Source organism: Rhizobium croatiense, assembly GCF_019793465.1.
GTDB lineage: Bacteria > Pseudomonadota > Alphaproteobacteria > Rhizobiales > Rhizobiaceae > Rhizobium > Rhizobium croatiense.
In genome coordinates, this window is sequence record NZ_JAILYJ010000008.1 from 101,515 (window position 1) to 118,138 (window position 16,624).

Annotated in this window: 23 protein-coding genes and 2 pseudogenes; 11 read left to right on the forward strand and 14 right to left on the reverse strand. The window is 59.8% G+C overall.

Features of this window, described 5'->3' with window-relative positions:
* Nucleotides 1-52 precede the first annotated feature (52 nt).
* From K6M89_RS14785 to K6M89_RS14795, 3 genes are all read left to right on the forward strand, one after another.
* Entirely contained in the window at nt 53-859 is an 807-nt protein-coding gene (locus K6M89_RS14785) for an ABC transporter permease (RefSeq protein WP_097579794.1), read from the forward strand.
* A complete protein-coding gene (locus tag K6M89_RS14790; RefSeq protein ID WP_222139938.1) occupies nt 856-1,686 on the forward strand; it encodes an ABC transporter permease in 831 nt (276 codons plus the stop codon). The genes K6M89_RS14785 and K6M89_RS14790 overlap by 4 nt, the downstream gene beginning before the upstream one ends.
* A gap of 164 nt (nt 1,687-1,850) precedes the next feature.
* Complete coding sequence (locus tag K6M89_RS14795; RefSeq protein ID WP_222139939.1) at nt 1,851-2,117, forward strand: usg protein; 267 nt, start codon at nt 1,851-1,853, stop codon at nt 2,115-2,117.
* Here K6M89_RS14795 and K6M89_RS14800 read toward each other — a convergent pair whose 3' ends face one another.
* Nucleotides 2,118-2,843: a DUF2270 domain-containing protein gene (locus K6M89_RS14800; protein WP_222139940.1), complete on the reverse strand. Its 726-nt coding sequence runs from the start codon at nt 2,841-2,843 to the stop codon at nt 2,118-2,120.
* A gap of 134 nt (nt 2,844-2,977) precedes the next feature.
* Between K6M89_RS14800 and K6M89_RS14805 the strand changes: the two genes are divergently transcribed.
* The 4 genes from K6M89_RS14805 to K6M89_RS14820 all read left to right on the forward strand — a co-directional run bounded on the left by K6M89_RS14805 (nt 2,978) and on the right by K6M89_RS14820 (nt 5,394).
* Nucleotides 2,978-3,796: a class I SAM-dependent DNA methyltransferase gene (locus tag K6M89_RS14805; RefSeq protein ID WP_222139941.1), complete on the forward strand. Its 819-nt coding sequence runs from the start codon at nt 2,978-2,980 to the stop codon at nt 3,794-3,796.
* A 100-nt stretch (nt 3,797-3,896) separates the two neighbouring features.
* Nucleotides 3,897-4,583 (forward strand): glutathione S-transferase family protein, encoded by a 687-nt coding sequence (locus K6M89_RS14810; protein ID WP_222139942.1) that lies wholly within the window; start codon nt 3,897-3,899, stop codon nt 4,581-4,583.
* Nucleotides 4,580-4,921 (forward strand): ArsR/SmtB family transcription factor, encoded by a 342-nt coding sequence (locus K6M89_RS14815; RefSeq protein ID WP_222139943.1) that lies wholly within the window; start codon nt 4,580-4,582, stop codon nt 4,919-4,921. Before K6M89_RS14810 ends, K6M89_RS14815 begins: the two co-directional genes overlap by 4 nt.
* Nucleotides 4,918-5,394, forward strand: a complete 477-nt coding sequence (locus K6M89_RS14820) for an SRPBCC family protein (protein ID WP_222139944.1) — start codon at nt 4,918-4,920, stop codon at nt 5,392-5,394. Before K6M89_RS14815 ends, K6M89_RS14820 begins: the two co-directional genes overlap by 4 nt.
* A gap of 18 nt (nt 5,395-5,412) precedes the next feature.
* Here the strand turns inward: K6M89_RS14820 and K6M89_RS14825 are convergent, their stop codons facing one another.
* The 6 genes and pseudogenes from K6M89_RS14825 to K6M89_RS14850 form a co-directional block, all read right to left on the reverse strand.
* The gene (locus K6M89_RS14825; protein WP_222139945.1) at nt 5,413-5,850 is read right to left on the reverse strand and encodes a DUF1801 domain-containing protein; all 438 of its coding nucleotides are present in this window, start codon (nt 5,848-5,850) and stop codon (nt 5,413-5,415) included.
* A gap of 45 nt (nt 5,851-5,895) precedes the next feature.
* Nucleotides 5,896-6,363 carry a DUF1801 domain-containing protein gene (locus K6M89_RS14830; RefSeq protein WP_097579879.1) on the reverse strand — a complete coding sequence of 156 codons (468 nt, stop codon included), beginning with the start codon at nt 6,361-6,363 and terminating at the stop codon, nt 5,896-5,898.
* 5 nt (nt 6,364-6,368) lie between these two features.
* Nucleotides 6,369-6,581 carry a hypothetical protein gene (locus K6M89_RS14835; RefSeq protein ID WP_222139946.1) on the reverse strand — a complete coding sequence of 71 codons (213 nt, stop codon included), beginning with the start codon at nt 6,579-6,581 and terminating at the stop codon, nt 6,369-6,371.
* A 61-nt stretch (nt 6,582-6,642) separates the two neighbouring features.
* Nucleotides 6,643-7,053 carry an SRPBCC family protein gene (locus tag K6M89_RS14840; protein WP_222139947.1) on the reverse strand — a complete coding sequence of 137 codons (411 nt, stop codon included), beginning with the start codon at nt 7,051-7,053 and terminating at the stop codon, nt 6,643-6,645.
* Complete coding sequence (locus K6M89_RS14845; RefSeq protein ID WP_010034312.1) at nt 7,050-7,373, reverse strand: ArsR/SmtB family transcription factor; 324 nt, start codon at nt 7,371-7,373, stop codon at nt 7,050-7,052. The genes K6M89_RS14840 and K6M89_RS14845 overlap by 4 nt, the downstream gene beginning before the upstream one ends.
* Before the next feature lie 248 nt (nt 7,374-7,621).
* A pseudogene (locus K6M89_RS14850) lies at nt 7,622-7,995 on the reverse strand (hypothetical protein).
* Nucleotides 7,996-8,153: 158 nt separating this feature from the next.
* Between K6M89_RS14850 and K6M89_RS14855 the strand changes: the two are divergent.
* The 3 genes from K6M89_RS14855 to K6M89_RS14865 all read left to right on the forward strand — a co-directional run bounded on the left by K6M89_RS14855 (nt 8,154) and on the right by K6M89_RS14865 (nt 10,162).
* Nucleotides 8,154-9,023, forward strand: a complete 870-nt coding sequence (locus K6M89_RS14855) for an NAD(P)-dependent oxidoreductase (protein WP_222139948.1) — start codon at nt 8,154-8,156, stop codon at nt 9,021-9,023.
* On the forward strand, nt 9,020-9,703 hold the full coding sequence (locus K6M89_RS14860; protein WP_222139949.1) for a DNA alkylation repair protein: 684 nt from the start codon (nt 9,020-9,022) through the stop codon (nt 9,701-9,703). The genes K6M89_RS14855 and K6M89_RS14860 overlap by 4 nt, the downstream gene beginning before the upstream one ends.
* A gap of 174 nt (nt 9,704-9,877) precedes the next feature.
* The gene (locus K6M89_RS14865; protein WP_239792070.1) at nt 9,878-10,162 is read left to right on the forward strand and encodes a metallothionein; all 285 of its coding nucleotides are present in this window, start codon (nt 9,878-9,880) and stop codon (nt 10,160-10,162) included.
* 363 nt (nt 10,163-10,525) lie between these two features.
* On the opposite strand, the gene K6M89_RS14870 is transcribed toward K6M89_RS14865, so the two are convergent.
* Complete coding sequence (locus K6M89_RS14870) at nt 10,526-11,308, reverse strand: putative universal stress family protein (protein WP_222139950.1); 783 nt, start codon at nt 11,306-11,308, stop codon at nt 10,526-10,528.
* Between the two features lie 309 nt (nt 11,309-11,617).
* Here K6M89_RS14870 and K6M89_RS14875 point away from each other — a divergent pair, with 309 nt between their 5' ends.
* The gene (locus tag K6M89_RS14875; protein ID WP_097579780.1) at nt 11,618-12,055 is read left to right on the forward strand and encodes a CBS domain-containing protein; all 438 of its coding nucleotides are present in this window, start codon (nt 11,618-11,620) and stop codon (nt 12,053-12,055) included.
* Between the two features lie 211 nt (nt 12,056-12,266).
* Here the strand turns inward: K6M89_RS14875 and K6M89_RS14880 are convergent, their stop codons facing one another.
* The 6 genes and pseudogenes from K6M89_RS14880 to K6M89_RS14905 form a co-directional block, all read right to left on the reverse strand.
* Entirely contained in the window at nt 12,267-12,407 is a 141-nt protein-coding gene (locus tag K6M89_RS14880; protein ID WP_170964743.1) for a hypothetical protein, read from the reverse strand.
* A 129-nt stretch (nt 12,408-12,536) separates the two neighbouring features.
* Nucleotides 12,537-12,680, reverse strand: a pseudogene (locus K6M89_RS14885) (LysR substrate-binding domain-containing protein); the annotation flags it as partial.
* A gap of 431 nt (nt 12,681-13,111) precedes the next feature.
* Nucleotides 13,112-14,134 (reverse strand): porin, encoded by a 1,023-nt coding sequence (locus K6M89_RS14890; protein WP_097579778.1) that lies wholly within the window; start codon nt 14,132-14,134, stop codon nt 13,112-13,114.
* 715 nt (nt 14,135-14,849) lie between these two features.
* A complete protein-coding gene (locus tag K6M89_RS14895) occupies nt 14,850-15,338 on the reverse strand; it encodes an Lrp/AsnC family transcriptional regulator (RefSeq protein WP_004678404.1) in 489 nt (162 codons plus the stop codon).
* Nucleotides 15,339-15,407: 69 nt separating this feature from the next.
* Nucleotides 15,408-16,040, reverse strand: coding sequence for a uracil-DNA glycosylase family protein (locus tag K6M89_RS14900; RefSeq protein ID WP_222139951.1), 633 nt, complete (start codon nt 16,038-16,040; stop codon nt 15,408-15,410).
* A 4-nt stretch (nt 16,041-16,044) separates the two neighbouring features.
* Complete coding sequence (locus K6M89_RS14905; protein WP_222139952.1) at nt 16,045-16,602, reverse strand: thermonuclease family protein; 558 nt, start codon at nt 16,600-16,602, stop codon at nt 16,045-16,047.
* Nucleotides 16,603-16,624: the final 22 nt, after the last annotated feature.

The following is a 16,624-nucleotide window of genomic DNA, read 5'->3' on the forward strand; positions in this document are numbered from 1 at the left end:
TTGACAACGGTGACAAGATCAAAACGGCAAAAGCCGTGAGGGGAATTCCGGCATGGGCGGATTGTTTTCCGCGCTTGGCTCCGTCTGGAGCTCACTTGTGCACATATTCGATCCGCTCTGCGGACCCGTCGGCATCTTCACCTGGTTTGGTCAGTCGACGATTCTTGCCTGCGGCGATACTGGCTGGGGCGACGAAATCGCCCTCGGCTTGCAGGTCACCGTTTCGGTGGCGATCGTCACGCTGCCCATCGGCCTCGTCATCGGTTTCCTCGTGGCGCTGGGCCAGCAATCGGAGGAAAAGCCGCTGCGGCTGGCCGCCGACATCTACACGACGATCTTCCGCGGCCTGCCGGAGCTTTTGACGCTCTTCATCATCTATTACGGCATGCAGATGCTGATCCAGTCCCTCCTGGAGCTTGTCGGCTATGTCGGACCGCCGATCGAGATCAACGCTTTTCTCGCCGGCGTGATCGCGCTGTCGGTCGTCTTCTCCGCCTACTGTTCGGAAGTGCTGCTCTCGGCTTTCCGCGCCATACCCAAGGGCCAGTATGAGGCAGGAGACTCGCTCGGCCTGCATCGCGGCCGCACGCTGCGGCTCATCATCCTGCCGCAGCTCGTGCGAATCGCACTCCCTGGCCTGACGAACCTCTGGATGGTGCTGCTGAAGGACACGTCCTATGTCTCGATTATCAGCCTTGCCGACATCCTGCGCCAGACGAGCGTCGCCGTACGGGTGACCAAGGAACCCTTCTTCTTCTACGGCATCGCCTGCTGTCTCTATCTGGTGCTCGCCATCCTCTCTTCGTTCCTGCTCGTCCGCATCGACCGCTGGGCCAAACGTTCTGAGGTTCGCCGATGAGCTATGCCGAAGCCTTGATCCCACCGCGGCCCGCCCCTCGAGAGGTGGCAAAGCCGATGACGGTGGCCCGCCTCAGTGGCTATATCCTCGTTGCCTTCTGGGCGCTCTTCGCAGCGCTGCTGATCTTTACAGTCGTCAATGGCTGGGATCCGGACAAATTCACCCGCTACGGGCCGCGTTATCTGCACGGTCTCTGGGTAACGCTCAGCCTTGTCGCCATCTCCGTCGTCTGCGGCGCCATCCTGTCGCTGCCGCTCGCCATGGCGCGGCTGTCGAAGAACCGGGCGCTGAATTGGTTCGCCTATGGCTATATCTATTTTTTCCGCGGCACGCCGCTGCTTGCCCAGCTCTTCCTGGTCTATTACGGCCTCGGCGTTTTCCGTCCGCAGCTGGAAGCCATCGGCATCTGGTGGTTCTTCCGCGAAGCCTGGTATTGTGGTCTCTTCGCCATGACCATCAATACGGCAGCCTATCAGGCGGAAATCCTGCGCGGCGCAATCGAGAGCGTGCCGCACGGCCAGCACGAGGCGGCCGCCGCACTCGGCATTCACAAGGCCATTGCTTTCCGCAAGGTCATCCTGCCCCAGGCCTTCATCGTCGCGCTGCGCCCTTATGGCAACGAGATCATTCTTCTGATCAAGGGCTCGGCGGTCGTCGCCATCATTACTGTGCTCGATCTGATGGGCGAAACCCGCTACGCCTTCTCCCGCACCTTCGACTACCAGACCTATCTCTGGGCGGCGATCTTCTATCTCACCATCGTCGAGGCGCTGCGCCATCTCTGGGCGTGGATCGAGCGTCGGCTGACTCGCCATCTCCAGCGCTGACGGCGCTGGCAGCACTCGCGGAGCCGTGCTGCCAAGCCATTGATATTAAAAATAAATTGTCCTTTCCTGCAGTATCTGTAAAATTTCCGTTAACCACTCGCATGTTTCCATATCCCGTAGCGCTAATAAGCGCGCGAGTGGGAACGAGAAGAAGCGGAATAAAAATGCACACGGACATGGAAAGACAATTGCAAGGTTACGGCCTGACGACCGCCCAGATCCTCTACCGCCTGCCGGACCACCCGAAGATCCTGCAGACCTACGTCTGGCAGGACTACGATCTTGCCCCGGATTTTCCCGAGATGCGCGGCTTCCTGAAATTCTGGCAGGAGAAGCTCGACGGGCCGCTGCATTCGGTGAGCTACGTCCACCGCAAGCTGATCTCGGCAACCGAGTGGCGCGCGCTGAAGGGTGAGTTCATCCTGCACTGATCAGACATGCGCCTCGCCATGGCCGAACTCGCCCTCGTCGCGATCTGGACGCAGCGCGAAACAGACGATGCCGGCATAGAAGGCGACGACCGTAGCAATGACCGCAAGGCCGGGCGTCGGCCCGAGCACCGCATTGTCGATGACATAGGCCCATGAATGCGCCTGCAGCGCCGGCACGCCCTCCGTCTGCAGTTTCGGCGTCGAGATCTTCAGGCACCAGGCAAGGAGCAGGATGAAGTACATCCAGCCGTAATTGCGCTTGAGACGGCGATGCATCGCCTCGCCATAACTCAGCAGGAAGCGCGGATGGCGCAGGCTGCCGGCGATCACCGCGGCCCATTCGCTGCCGCTATTGGGATCGGGCGCCAGAATCTGCGCGAAATAGAAGCGCTCGATCTGGCGGATGCGGGCGCGGTAAATGTCGAAAAAGCGGTAACGCCGCGCCTCGATCATCAGAAGCAAGGTGATCAGCATCATCCCGAACAGCAGCACACCGTGATGCGAGGTCGGAGTCGACAGCGATACCGAGAGCAGCGCCGCCACCACGGTGATTGCCCAGTTGGAGGTCCGGTCGATGCGATCACGCCAGCTCGTCATCCGCCCGAGCTCGCCACGGTAATAATGGATGAGCGTATTGGTGGTCTCGCCTGGTGTACCCGGCAGCAGCAACCTCCGCACATCCTCTCTTTCCCTTATCGATGATATTCTGTCCTGCTCCGTCTCCATGATTTTCCTCCCTTCGTCTCCCATGCGGCTGCCTCTCATAAGGCGCCCGACCATTCTGCGCCTGCAGCCACGCCATTGCAAAAGATCGAAAGCCGCCTTAGAGCCGTGCCTGAAACAGAAGGATGGTGACCGCGATGGCAAAGAAGATCGACGAAGAAGCCCTTGCTGAGGCCTATAACCGCGCACTGGCGCTGGAAAAGGCCGGTGATGTCGACGCGGCCGTGGCAGCCTATGAGGAAGTATTGGCGATCGATCCGGACGACCACGGCGGAGCCGCCGTGCGCATCGCCGCGATGGGCCGCGGTGAAACGCCGGCCAAGGCGCCCGACGCCTATATCGAGACCTTGTTCGACCAGCATGCCGAGGTCTTCGAGGACGTGCTCGTCGATCAGCTTGGCTATCACGTTCCGATGCTGGTGCGCCAGCGCCTGCAGCAGCTGAAGCTCGGACCATTCAAGCGGTTGCTCGACCTCGGCTGCGGCACGGGTCTGACCGGCGGCGCCCTGCGCGACCTCTGCGAAGATATGACCGGCATCGACATATCGGAAAAGATGGTCGAGATCGCTCATGAGAAGGATCTCTACGAGACGCTCTTCGTCGCCGAAGTCGAGGATTTCCTCGAGGACAATGACGAGGAAGCCTTCGACATCATCGCCGCAACCGATGTGCTGCCCTATCTCGGGGCGCTCGAACCGTTGTTCTTTGGAGCCGCCGAGAATCTGACGGCGGGCGGCCTCTTCATCTTCTCCTCCGAAACCCTGCCCGAAGAAATTCTCGCCGGGCGCGCTTACATGGTCGGCCCGCATCACCGCTTCGCCCATGCCGACGCCTATGTGAGAGAGCGGCTGACGGCCACCGGTTTCGAGCTCGTCGAGATATCGGATATCAACGTGCGGATGGAAGATGGACAGCCGACGCCCGGCCATCTGGTAATCGCCAGATATATCGGCTGACAGAATACTTGTATGATTGGCGAAGTATCTGTTGCGTGATGTGGGGCAAGCTGTTACTTAGTCGATCGGTAAAGTTTTTCCGAATTGGAAAGGTCGCCCCATGTCGCTCGTGCTTTATGGGCATCCGCTCGCTTCCTTCTGCCACAAAGTGTTGATTGCGCTTTACGAAACCGGCATGCCCTTCGAGAACCGGATCGTCGATCTTTCCGACGAGAACTCGCGCGCCGATCTCTTCCGGTTCTGGCCGATCGGCAAGATGCCGCTGCTGCGCGACGAGGCCCGCGACAGCACCATCCCCGAGACCTCGATCATCATCGAATATCTCGAACAATATTATCCCGGCCCCGTTCGCCTGCTGCCGCTGGAGATCGACCGGGCGCTGCAGGTCCGCCTCTGGGACCGCTTCTTCGACCACTACGTCCAGGCGCCGATGCAGTCGCTGGTCAGCAATCGTCGCCGACCCGAGGGCGAGGCGGATGAGATCGAGATGGCCGCCTCGCGGGCGACACTCGGCACCGCCTACGCGATGATCGAAAAACAGCTGGCCGGCAAGCAATGGATATCCGGCGACGATTTCACCATGGCCGATTGCGCCGCGGCCCCGGCCCTCTTCTACGCCGAGACGCTGATCCCGTTTTCATCGGAACAGCCCAACCTTCGCGCCTATTACGATCGGCTGCTGGCGCGCCCATCCTTTGCAAGAACGCTGGAAGAAGCCCGGCCCTATTTCAAGTTCTACCCTTATAAAGAGAGGCTGCCCGCCCGCTTCCGGGATGCAGCGGGATGATCGACGGCCAGGCGGATCTCGACCGCATGTTCCACGCGCTTTCCGACCGCAGCCGCCGGGGCATGATCGACCACCTCGGCCGCGGCCCGGCCTCCGTCACCGAGCTGGCGGCGCCACTCGCCGTCGCCCTGCCGACGGTGATGAAACACCTGCAGGTGTTGGAAGACAGCGGCCTCGTATTGTCCGAAAAATCCGGCCGGGTGCGGACCTACCGCCTGCAGCAGAATGCGTTTGCCGCCGTCGAGCGCTGGGTGGAACAGCGAAAGACCCGCTGGACCACCACCTTCGACAGGCTGGACCAATTTCTCGCCGATGAGCCGGAGACCCTCCCCGAATGACGACACGATCCGCAGAACACGCCACCCTCGTCATCGAACGCCACCTGAAGGCGCCCGTCGCCCACGTCTTCCGCGCGTGGTCGCTGCCGGAATCCAAGCGCCAGTGGTTCGCCTGCCACGGCGATTGGGTGCCGCTGGAATACGGTCTGGATTTCCGCCCCGGCGGACTGGAGAGGAATTATGTCGCCGATACGGACGGGCTCCTGCACGGCTACGACGCCCGTTACATCGACATCGTGCCCGATGCGCGGATCATCTACGCTTACGAGATGAAGCTCGGCGAAGCCCGCATCTCGGTCTCACTCGCCACCGTCGCCTTCGAAGCCGAACCCGGCGGGACAAAGATGGTCTTTACCGAACAAGTGGTGTTCCTTGACGGCTATGCCGACAACGGCGCCCGTCTTCAGGGCACCGAAATCGGCCTCGACAATCTCGAACTCTTTCTCGAGCGCGAGACAAGCCCGATCCATTAGCAAGCTTCAGATATTGCATCACTTTTTAGAACGAGAGGCCTTGGGTGACATGTTCAACGCGGCGGCGGCGCGAACGAGCGCCTTTAACGCCTCCTCGTCGATCCGGTCGCTCTCGTGGATATCGATGGCGCGCCGGGTGTTGCCTTCGAGGCTGGAGTTGAAGAGCCCCGAAGGATCCTCCAGCGCGGCACCCCTGGCAAAGGTCAGTTTCACCACGCTCTTATAGGTCTCGCCGGTGCAGATGATGCCGCTGCGCTCCCAGACCGGAACCCCTCGCCACTTCCATTCCTCGACAACGTCAGGCTCGGCCTGCCTGATCAGCGCCCGGACCCGCGCAAGCGTCCCGCCGCGCCAATCCTTGAGCTCCTCGATCCTCGCATCGATCATTTGGGAGGGCGAGGCTTCTTCCTCCTGCCCGGAACCGCTCTTCTTCATGCTTGCCGTCGCTTTCTTCATGATTGTCTCTCTTCATCGGCCCTGACGTCAATGACATCGCTGCGGTCACATCCGCTCTCCGGGCAATCGGCTGGCCTGCTCCACCCAGGCGGTGAGCTGGGATTCATCGATGTCGTCATTCTCACGGATGTCGAGGTAACGCACGTCTTTCTGCTTGGACGCGCCCGGCGGCGGAGGATCGAGCAGGGCGCCGCGGAAGAAGGCCACCTTGACGTATTTCGTGAAGCAATGGACGCCGAGGAACCAGCCCTGCCCTTCGATGCCATAGAAGGGAGAGTTCCATTTGACTGCCTTGGATACGCCAGGCACCGCGGTCGTGATCATCACATCGAGACGACGACCGATCTCGCTTTTCCAGCCGGGCATTGCCGCGATATAGGCTTGCACGGGCGCGTCGCCATGGCCTTTGGCGATCTGCGGGTTGCCGCCCGACAGCAGCTTCGGCGTCGCGGCCGGTTCGGCGGTCGTCTTGCTCGTCACCTTGGCCGCCGTCTTGGATTTCTTCTCGGCCATCGCATTCACTCCCATTTCCCGCGCCACCTTGCGGCATAGGGCAGCAGGAACAGGTAAAGACCGGTCAGCATCAACAGGCAGGGCGGCAGCAGTGTCAAGAGGCCCACCCAGGCGGTCGATTTCTCCTGCAGCACGGCGATGGTACTGACGATGACAGCCGCGGTAAAGGCGACGGACAGCCGGCGATGAATTTGCCGAAACCGGTTGTTCCCGTTCAAAAGGGACCTCCTATCCCGGGAAAATGAGCTTCGGCGGCGGACGATCCGCCCTTCGATGATCTCACTCCGACCGCGCCAGAACCTGCTCCAGCTTTGCAAGGAACTGCGTCCACCCGCTCTTGGCGCCGCCGTAAGCCTGTCGCTGATCCGGCCGGAAGCCAGACTGCTCCATCCGCAAATGCGTGCCGGTGCCGGTTGGGGTGAGTGTCCAGGTGACCACGCTTTCCAGCCCATAGGCTTCCCAGCTATAGGACAGGGTCTTGTTCGGGTCGACTTCCAGGACCTTGCAGTCGACAGAGCCCCAATCCGCGCTGAAACTGAAACGATGATCGATGGCGGGCTTGAAGTCGCTCTTCATCAGCCATTCCTGAAGCAGGTGCGGCTGGGTGAGCGCCCGCCAGATCCTTTCCGAGGGATAGGGTATTTCCCGCTCGATGACGACGGAGCGCGTTTCTGTCGATGTGTCGGTCATTGATCCATCCTTTTCAGCAAATCTTCGAGAGCGTTAAAGCGGCTTTGCCAGAAGCCGGCCATCTCGCTCGTCCAGTCGACCAGCGGGGCCAGCGCGCCAAGCTGCGCACTGTAGTGCGTCTGCCGTCCTTCATGGCGGTCGCGCACCAATCCGGCCTGCTTCAGGATTCCAAGATGTTTCGAAACGACCGGCTGCGACACGCCGGCCCGCTCCGTCAGAGCCCCGACCGTCTTCTCCCCTTCCCGGCACAGCCGCTCGAACAGAGCCCGCCGCGTCGGATCGGCAAGTGTCCTGAAAAGCACGTCGTGAGCATCTGGCATTGGTGATTCATACCTCTGAGGCTATGGATTGACGTATAGCTGTCGAGGCATATGGGAGTCAAGCCGCAAGCACGGTGAGGTTATAAGAAGGCAAGATGGAAGATAACCAGAGGCTTGCGGCGTATAGCAACGGAGAGTTTACATAGCTCTACAGCTATACATAGAAACATCTCACATCGATCGCACCGCTGCGACAGGCATATCTGCGGCAGCATCGAGCGCCCGCCGTGCCAGACTGAAGACATGCCTCACGAACTCTCCGGACGCTCGGCCTCCAGCCGCTCCCGAATGAACGTGGGGCCACCAGCAAGACGCGCCGCAAGCAGGCTCGCGGGATCGACCAGACGCCAGTAGGGCGTCACCGTCGAAACCGGCTCGCCCGTCGCCAGCGCGCCGAAGGACAGTTCGGCGATAGCTCGCAAATGCCGCTGCACCGTCACGGGCAGCAGGCATCCGCCCCGTATTGGGCGGCGAGGCGGCTGAGGAGGGCGCCGAGATCGGTGTGAACACCTTGCGGTGCTGATCGGATCTGCTCCGCCACCATCTGCTGCGACGGAATGAGCATCGCTTGCATACCACAGCGGCCCTTGCGCCGCTGCTTGATCGTCGGAGTTTCGCTCATACCGTTCCCCGGAATATTGCGCCTTCCTGCAATCTAGGGCTGGACCGAACGACGGCCAGCCTCACGTCAATTGACGGGAAGTCGCTTCTGATGGCTTTTCTGCTCCCGCCGTTTCGGTTAATCCTCGGGGCCTCTCACTCAGGAAAAGGATAGGACATATGGCTAAAGTCGCGTTCATCGGTCTCGGCGTCATGGGCTTTCCCATGGCCGGCCACCTGAAGATCAAGGGCGGCCACGATGTTACCGTCTACAATCGCACCGCCGAGAAAGCCGCCGCCTGGGCTGAGAAATTCTCCGGCAAATCCGCCCCTACCCCGGCCGAGGCGGCGGAGGAGGCCGATTTTGTCTTCGTCTGCGTCGGCAACGATGAAGATCTCCGATCGGTGACATCAGGCGAGAGCGGCGCTCTGCATGGCATGAAGCCGGGGTCGGTGCTGATCGACAACACCACCGCCAGCGCCGAGGTCGCTCGCGAACTTTATGCAGCGGCAAAGCAAAAAGGTGTCGACTTTATCGACGCTCCGGTTTCCGGCGGCCAGGCCGGCGCCGAAAACGGTGCCCTGACCGTCATGTGCGGCGGCGACGAAGCCGTTTATGAGCGCGCCAGGCCCGTCATCGAAGCCTATGCCAGGATGGTCGGCCTGATGGGGCCGGCAGGCTCCGGACAGCTGACCAAGATGGTCAACCAGATCTGCATCGCCGGCCTCGTCCAGGGACTCGCCGAAGGGCTGCATTTCGGCAAGCGCGCCGGCCTCGATATCGAAAAGGTCGTCGAGGTGATCTCCAAGGGTGCGGCAGGCTCCTGGCAGATGGAAAACCGCCACAAGACCATGAACGCCGGCAAATATGATTTCGGTTTCGCAGTCGACTGGATGCGCAAGGATCTGAGCATCGTGCTCGCCGAAGCCCGCCGCAACGGCGCCAAACTGCCGGTCACAGCCGTCGTCGATCAGTTCTACGGCGACGTGCAGGCGATGGGCGGCAATCGCTGGGACACGTCCTCGCTGCTCGCCCGTCTCGAGAAATGATCGGCCCCTCCTCCGATCCGGCAGAACTGATCGCGCATCTCGAAACGCTGCGCTCGGAGGAGAATGTTGCCGGGATGGCGCGATTCGGCATCGTAACCGGTCGAGCTCTCGGCATTTCCAATCCCGATATCAGGGCGGTCGCCAGATTGGCGAAGCGGGACCACATCAGGGCAATGCAGCTCTGGCAAAGCGATATCCGCGAAGCCCGCCTGCTTGCCCTCTGCACAGCTGAGCCGAAACGGTTGACCGCGGAAGAGGCCAGAAGCTGGGCCAATGATTTCAATTCCTGGGAGATCGTCGACTGCGCCGCTGATCTCTTCGTCGAGGCGCGGCTGGACGAACTCATACCGGAATTCGCCGCCGACGCGCGCGAGTTCGTTCGCCGCGCCGCCTTCGCCATGATCGCCGGCGCCGCCGTCCACCGGAAGAACGAGAGCGATATGGCTATCCTTGCCTGGCTGCCGCTGATCGAGACTCATTCCGGCGATTCCCGCAACTTCGTTCGCAAGGCTGTCAATTGGGCACTGCGCAGCATCGGCAAACGCAATCGCGGCTGCCATGGCCCGGCACTGCGGCTGGCGAAGCTTCTGGCCGAAAGTCCGGATAAAACCTCTCGCTGGATCGGCAGGGATGCGGTCAGGGAGCTGAGCGGCGAAAAGCTTATGGCGCGGCTGAAATAGCGCGATGCAGCGTCTAGCGCATGTCCCGGAAAAGCATGCAGCGGTTTTGCGGCAATCACATGCGCAAAAACAAGACGCTAAAGCAGCCAATCAACCAGGATTCAAGAATCACGCCCGGCGGCAATTAATCAGTCGGCCACATGGTCGGGTACCAGGCTTGAGCCGGAGCCTAAAATGGAACCTGTCGCAGCGCGCGAGGTTGATAAGCAGGAGGATTCAGTTATGGCCAAATGCGACCAGTGCGGCAACGATTACGACAAGGCCTTCCAAGTAAATCTGGGCAATGAAACCTACACCTTCGATAGCTTCGAGTGCGCTATTCAGAAACTCGCTCCGGCCTGCCCGCATTGCGGCGTCCGGATCATCGGGCATGGTGTCGAGCAGGGCGACATCATTTATTGTTGTGCGCATTGCGCCGAGCAGGAAGGAGCCGACGCTCTTACCGATCGCGCGCCTTGAGACCGTCTTCCGTCTCTGCCTTATTCCGACGGCCTATTCGGGAAGCCCTTTGTCGTTTGGGTTCGGTGCCGGCGTCTCTCTGGTATCTCGTGGCGGATGTTGGCGATCGTCAGACTCCGCGGGAGCCGCCTGGTCGTCGGAACGGTGGACAGGCTGCTCTTTAGGGTCGATCCTTTTGGCGGGGGCAGCAATTTTTCTAGGCATAGCCAGTTCCTCTAGCTTCACTGACAAGAACCGACTGCCCCACTGAAGGTTCCGGTTCCAGAAGCGCTGCTTGGTTCGGAATCGGTGTCACCAAACTGCGTAGCGCGCGGGAACATGCTCAAAGAGTTCTCGAGCAGATGGCCGGTCGCAAGGCTGCGTTTAGTGCGACATTAATACCGGCATCGAAATGTTATTCAGCAGATCACGCGTCGCACCGCCGAACATATCTTCGAAAAGCGGCGAGTGGCCATAGGCGACGCAGACGATCAGATCTGCGCTCTCTCGGTCGAGGCCGGCAAACAACGCACTGGTGAAATCCGTCTCCCCCCTGTTCCGCCATCCTTCCAGGGTGACCCGAACTCCGTGCTGTTCGAGATGACGCTTTATCTCTTGAACGTCTGCGTTTGTGTCGCTGTAGTTGCTCGCGAAGACGAACAGAAAAACCTTGCGTGCTGCCTTGAGAATCGGCATTGCGTCGTGAACGGCCCTCGTTGACTCGCGGCTGAAATTCCAGGCAATGACTACCTGCTCGCCGATTGCGTCTTCTCCTGTCCAGCCCGTTGGAAGGACCAACATGGGAACCCCGGCTGTCACCAGAACTTCTTTGGGGACTGCTGAATTGGAAAGATGGCGGCGGTCTGGATGCGGCTGTGTCGTTACCAGAAGATCCGCGCAATGGGAAAAAAGCTGCTCTGCGTCATGAGCCTCCGGCCGTGCCGCGTGATATTGGAAATCGAGGCCAGCTTTCCGACCTGCGGCGGCGAATTCAGCTTCAATCGCCCGCGCAAGATCGCGGCTCTCCCCCTCCAGTGCTTCTTTCGTGCTGACGTTGACCCCGATCAATCTGGCTTGATGTTTGACAGCGACGTCAATGGCCGTGCGCACACGCGCTGCGCAATCTTCCCCGACGTCCAAATAGACAACGATGTCTCTGTAGGCCATAACTTCCTCCATCCACGAACGCCCAGGGCCATGTGGTTCACCTGCTCGGTTCGCTATCGTGGGAGTCATCAGCAGAGTGGTGGTCGAAGGCGAATCTCATCAGCCTGAGCAGTTAATGCCCATTGACGCCGTCTGTTCCGGACGCGGCTGCAAAGATTTCAAACTCAGCGGTTCGCGTCGAGTCGATTTCGACGACGGCACTCCGGCACGCAATCAGACGACCGGGTCTTGGCAGGAACGTTTCCCAACGGCGCGCGTTGATTCTTCTTATCCCGTAGCGACAGGCGCGGGCAGCACAGGGAGGTTATCATGAAAGTCAGCAATTGCATGACCACAGACGTGCAGATCACCGATCCGGAGCACACATTGCGAGATGTCGCCTCAATGATGGGACGTCTCGATGCCGGCGTTCTCCCGGTGGGCGAGAATGACCGTCTGGTCGGCATGATCACCGATCGCGACATCGCCATTCGTGGCGTGGCAGAGGGCAAAGGCCCCGACGCAAAAGTCCGCGACGTAATGAGTACCGATGTCAAATACTGCTTCGATGACGAAGAGATCGAAGACGTCCTTCACAACATGGGGGATCTTCAAGTGCGGCGCTTGCCGGTGCTGAACCGAAGCAAGCGGCTGGTCGGCATCATCTCGCTTGGCGATCTCGCCATGAAGGGCGAGACCATGGAAACAGGCAAAGCACTGAGCGACATTTCGCAACGCGGCGGTCCACATTCACAGACGGCCCACTGACGGTCCGCGTCGCGCCACAGAAACTGTCCACGGGCCGGCGGTCATCTGCTCATTCAACTCTCGACTCTCGCTCCAGTGCCTTTGGTGCGAGAGTCCTGCAATTGCGCACACAGGACGCTTCACGTGGCTCCGTTGTTATAGCCCCAGCGCCAGCTGGAACGAGCTGGGTTTGCTTCTGTTTTACCGAGGCCTTGGCGTCAGCCGAGGTCAACTACTTCGGCTCCGGTTGTTGAATCACCGGTGGTGGCGCGTCGCTCTTATTGCTGCCGCGATCAAATGGCTTGATCGCCAGGATACCGAGTATGGAAGCAATCATTGCTCCAATAATGAGGATCATCAGCATTCGCGTCATCAGGGACTCCACCCACCCAGGGCCCGGTCGTCTGAGGGCGCCACCATGCCCCGGCTGAAGCCCCAGGATTAAATCGACGGCCAGATCTTCGGCAACGCACCCTATATGGCCGAGGCTTTCGCCTCCCCGTCAATGATGCCTGGATTTTTCGACCAGAAAATCGATCAGCACTCTTACCGCCGGCGGCATGCCCCTGGCCGTCGTGAAGACGATATAAAACTGGCTTTCTTCCGACTGCCATTCCGGCAGCACCCGCACCAGCCTGCCAGCCTGCTATAATAATAGTCGTTGAGATCTTCCATAAGAACAAGCTATCCGAGAGTACGAATGAATGCTGCCCGCTGCAAGGGTTGTATCCTCTCTCCCAAAAAGCTGTAATCACATTGTCGGCATTGGATTTTCTTTCCGCGACCCGTCCGCGGCAAAGGAAACCGATGCCCGTCGGTCGGTTTGATTTCTCTTGTGATGAAGAAATGGAAAGCCTCAATGAGGCGGGCAGGATGCCGACGTGCGATACGCAACATGCCGGTCGGCCTACCCTCGGTGGCGATCGAAAAAGACTGCCATGAAGATGGGAGCAAAAACGCTGCAAGGACGGTCCGGCAGGGAAGACCGGACCCGTCCCCGTAGCTGATCGGAGGTCACTCGGATCAGAAACTGATTGGGTGCCCCCGGTCCGAAGACCGGGAGCATCACTAGGTCGATTAGAACGAACGCTGCAGGCGGAAGTAGCCAGCCGTCGAGTCGTCAGCATCTTCCGGATCGAGGTACTGAACCGAAGCCTTGGCGTAGAAGTTGTCGACGATCTGGTAATCAACCGTCAGACCAACCTTCCAAGCGTCGCCATCGCTGAAGTCGTCGCCGGAGACGTAGTAGTCACCGTAGTACTGGACGCCAGGAGTGATCTTGAGCTTGTCGGTTGCCTTGATTGCGTATTCGGCAGCGACAGCCCATTCAGCTGCGGAGTAGTAGGAGTTCGGGCCGGAAGAGTATACGGCAGCGAGGCCGAGCGTACCGGGACCGATTTCAACCGTACCCATTGCACGGACAGCGCCGTCTTCGTTGTCGAAGTCCCAGCCGCCAGTGATCTGATAGCTGAACGCACCGGCAGTGCCGCCAACGCCGAAGGCAACGCCAACGTTGTTCGGCTCTTCGCCCGTCTTGTAGAAGCCGTCTTCCAGTTCGTCGACGCTGATGCCGGCGTAGAAGGTGCCGCTTTCGTACTGATAACGGAGCGAGTTATGCAGGGTTACGATCGAACCGATGTCGTCGGTTTCGCCGGAGAGGCCGTCGTCCCACCAGCTGTAGAAGAGACCAGCGCGGAAGCCCGCGATGTCGAGGTAAGCGGAGTCGAGGATGGCATCCTGATCCGAAGCGTTGTCAGCATTGAACTGCATGACGATGACGCCGGTCAGCGGACCATACTCGGTGTCGCTCTTGGCCGTGAACTGAACCTGGCCACGCGTACGGGCATCCCAATCCGAGTCGTTGCTGAGCGAACCGTTGAGCGGCTGATCACCAACATCAACCTGGAAACGGATGTAGCCTTCGATCTTGAGGCAGGTTTCGGTGCCCGGGATGTAGAAGTAGCCGGTGCCGTAAGCGTCGCAGACGCGAACATATTCAACCGGTTCCGGCTCGGCAGCAACGATAGCGTCAGCTGCAAGAACCGGCGTCGATGCAGCAAATGCTGCTGCTGATGCGAGCAAAACCATTCTGATGTTCATTTACCAATCCATTCCTTTGTCGATCGGGGCTGGCTTCCAATCGGGTAGTCGATTTGAAGCCGGCCCAGTTTGAACAGCCATCTCGGCGTGCGGATCGATCGAACCGCCAAACCGTCATCACATACCGGGAGTTATCAAGCAATTCTCGATATACGCGGGAGGGGTTCGATCGAGACACTTTCCTCGAAAGCGTGATTTTTATACAACAATTTCAACTGGTTACAGCAAAAAAACGCACAAATGGCCCGGCGACGGAACCCCTCCATCGCAAGCCGCAAACGCTATATTCTTTCATCAAAATCCCCACCGCCCGATCTTCGTCGGACAGCAGTGGTGAAGCTCATAAAACTCTACCGCCGCCTAATGAACACATACAAGGCGATGGCTTAGAACATGGTGTCCTGAATTCGATACCAATGCGTCAAAATGATGACATGCTGCGCAATGGTTGTACGCACTGTAGGCCCTTAATCGTTATCAGGCTATTTATTCTTTCAGGATTTCGCCGCGATTCAAGCACTTTTTCGCTATTTTTGAGAAATTTCTGCAGTCAGAACCCCCTCCTGGCCCTGCTTGCTGCCTCACTGCGGACATTCTCACGGATGGTGAGAATGCCGCTCGAAGCTCATTTCTTGAGGAGGATACCCCCTGCGGTAGCAGACCATGCCTCGATATTTGATTATCAACCCAGCGCTCGCAGATCGCACGCTCGGACTCAATCCTCGTTGGACTTGGCGTTCTCGAGAATCATATAGTCGAGCGGCAGCTGCGTCGAATACTTGATCTGCTCCATCGCAAAGGCCGAGGAGACGTCGCGAATCTCGATCTTTGCGATCATCCGCTTATAAAAGGCATCGTAGGCGGCGATATCGGGCACGACGACTCGCAGGAGATAATCGACATCACCGCTCATCCGGTAGAATTCGACCACTTCGGGGAATTCGGCGACCACCTCGGAAAAGCGGCGCAGCCACTCGATCGAATGGGTAGCGGTGCGAATCGACACGAAAACGGTGACCTTGGTGTTGACTTTCTCGGGATCGAGGATGGCAACACGACGCTTGATGACGCCGTCCTCCTCCATTTTCTGAATGCGCCGCCAGCAAGGCGTCGTCGAAAGACCCACTTTTTTAGCGAGATCGGCAACGGCAAGCGTCGAATCTTCTTGCAGCAGACGCAGAATTTTTCGGTCGAGGCGGTCCATGCGCACGTCAGTCCTTTCGAATTATTTTCTTTGTATAACTCGATTCCGCCCAACGAAAAGAATTTTGTTTCAGGAAAGCAGCATTTTCGTCCGCACCTGCAAGACAGGCAGCAGTTCTTTCTCGAACCAGGAATTGCGTTTCAGCCAGCCGCTGTTGCGCCAGCTCGGATGCGGCAGCGGCAACACTGCCGGCGACCGCCCGGAGATGAGGCTGTCGCGCCACCCCCGCACCGTCTCGGTCATACCGCCTCGCCCCCCGCCGGCCATATGCCAGGCCTGTGCATATTGACCGATGACCAGCGCCAGTTCGATCTGCGGCATCGCCGAAATGACTTTTTGCCGCCAGAACGGCGCACATTCCCGCCGCGGCGGCAGATCCGCCCCCTTGTCGTCGTAGCCGGGAAAGCAGAAGCCCATCGGCACGATGGCGAACCGGTCGCGGTCGTAGAATGTTGCCCTGTCAACGCCGAGCCACGATCGCAGCCGGTCGCCCGAGGCATCGTCGAATGGCAGGCCGCTCTCATGCACGCGAAGTCCGGGCGCCTGCCCGGCGATCAGGATGCGGGCGTTCGAAGAAATCACGGCCACCGGCCGCGGCTCGTGCGGCAACCGGCGCGCGGCGCCCTTTGCCGGCGCGTCGCGACAGATGCGGCAGGCGGCGATTTCACGTCGCAAACTTTCCAGCTCGGCTTCGTCGCTCATCGCTTTACTCCCATCCGACGATCCGCCCGATGAAGCGCAGCGCCGTGTCGAAACCGGAATTCTGGCGGGCATGATCGCGCACATCGCGCGGCCGCTCGAAACTTCCGGCCCACATACCCGCCTTCGCAATCCTCGCTTCGGCCTCCTCCTTGCCGTAACCGCCATAGGAGATGGCCATGCCCCGCCGCACCATGGCGGCATTGACGTCTCCGCCTGCCCCATTGCGGCAGACGACGAGCAGCCTGTCATAGCGGTCGCGCCGGTTGCCCTGGCAAAGTGTTCCTGATGCCAGCACCATCTCCTGCAGCGCCTGGCGCGCGGCGCGCCCGCAAGCCCAGACCGCTCCCGCCCGCTCGCAGCTCTGATTAAGCTCCGGTGCATCGATGCCTTCGAGGCGGAAGCGTTCCCGACCCAAAGACAGACTGTCGCCATCGGCGGCATGAAAGACGCCCTTATGCTTGATGGCTGCAGTATCGTTGACCTTGGCGGCAATCAGCGCCAGGAGCGCCAGCAGGGCAAAAGCGGTCACGCCGTCGCGAATCAGGCGCAGGCCCCGTGTCACGCTTTCGCCTCCTTAAAAAACA

Excerpts from the sequence above, each read along its gene's own strand:
- K6M89_RS14785 (WP_097579794.1), top strand. The coding sequence starts at position 53 with ATGGGCGGATTGTTTTCCGCGCTTGGCTCCGTCTGGAGCTCACTTGTG.
- K6M89_RS14790 (WP_222139938.1), top strand. The coding sequence starts at position 856 with ATGAGCTATGCCGAAGCCTTGATCCCACCGCGGCCCGCCCCTCGAGAG.
- K6M89_RS14795 (WP_222139939.1), top strand. The coding sequence starts at position 1,851 with ATGCACACGGACATGGAAAGACAATTGCAAGGTTACGGCCTGACGACC.
- K6M89_RS14800 (WP_222139940.1), bottom strand. The coding sequence starts at position 2,843 with ATGGAGACGGAGCAGGACAGAATATCATCGATAAGGGAAAGAGAGGAT.
- K6M89_RS14805 (WP_222139941.1), top strand. The coding sequence starts at position 2,978 with ATGGCAAAGAAGATCGACGAAGAAGCCCTTGCTGAGGCCTATAACCGC.
- K6M89_RS14810 (WP_222139942.1), top strand. The coding sequence starts at position 3,897 with ATGTCGCTCGTGCTTTATGGGCATCCGCTCGCTTCCTTCTGCCACAAA.
- K6M89_RS14815 (WP_222139943.1), top strand. The coding sequence starts at position 4,580 with ATGATCGACGGCCAGGCGGATCTCGACCGCATGTTCCACGCGCTTTCC.
- K6M89_RS14820 (WP_222139944.1), top strand. The coding sequence starts at position 4,918 with ATGACGACACGATCCGCAGAACACGCCACCCTCGTCATCGAACGCCAC.
- K6M89_RS14825 (WP_222139945.1), bottom strand. The coding sequence starts at position 5,850 with ATGAAGAAAGCGACGGCAAGCATGAAGAAGAGCGGTTCCGGGCAGGAG.
- K6M89_RS14830 (WP_097579879.1), bottom strand. The coding sequence starts at position 6,363 with ATGGCCGAGAAGAAATCCAAGACGGCGGCCAAGGTGACGAGCAAGACG.
- K6M89_RS14840 (WP_222139947.1), bottom strand. The coding sequence starts at position 7,053 with ATGACCGACACATCGACAGAAACGCGCTCCGTCGTCATCGAGCGGGAA.
- K6M89_RS14845 (WP_010034312.1), bottom strand. The coding sequence starts at position 7,373 with ATGCCAGATGCTCACGACGTGCTTTTCAGGACACTTGCCGATCCGACG.
- K6M89_RS14855 (WP_222139948.1), top strand. The coding sequence starts at position 8,154 with ATGGCTAAAGTCGCGTTCATCGGTCTCGGCGTCATGGGCTTTCCCATG.
- K6M89_RS14860 (WP_222139949.1), top strand. The coding sequence starts at position 9,020 with ATGATCGGCCCCTCCTCCGATCCGGCAGAACTGATCGCGCATCTCGAA.
- K6M89_RS14865 (WP_239792070.1), top strand. The coding sequence starts at position 9,878 with ATGGAACCTGTCGCAGCGCGCGAGGTTGATAAGCAGGAGGATTCAGTT.
- K6M89_RS14870 (WP_222139950.1), bottom strand. The coding sequence starts at position 11,308 with ATGGCCTACAGAGACATCGTTGTCTATTTGGACGTCGGGGAAGATTGC.
- K6M89_RS14875 (WP_097579780.1), top strand. The coding sequence starts at position 11,618 with ATGAAAGTCAGCAATTGCATGACCACAGACGTGCAGATCACCGATCCG.
- K6M89_RS14880 (WP_170964743.1), bottom strand. The coding sequence starts at position 12,407 with ATGACGCGAATGCTGATGATCCTCATTATTGGAGCAATGATTGCTTCC.
- K6M89_RS14890 (WP_097579778.1), bottom strand. The coding sequence starts at position 14,134 with ATGAACATCAGAATGGTTTTGCTCGCATCAGCAGCAGCATTTGCTGCA.
- K6M89_RS14895 (WP_004678404.1), bottom strand. The coding sequence starts at position 15,338 with ATGGACCGCCTCGACCGAAAAATTCTGCGTCTGCTGCAAGAAGATTCG.
- K6M89_RS14900 (WP_222139951.1), bottom strand. The coding sequence starts at position 16,040 with ATGAGCGACGAAGCCGAGCTGGAAAGTTTGCGACGTGAAATCGCCGCC.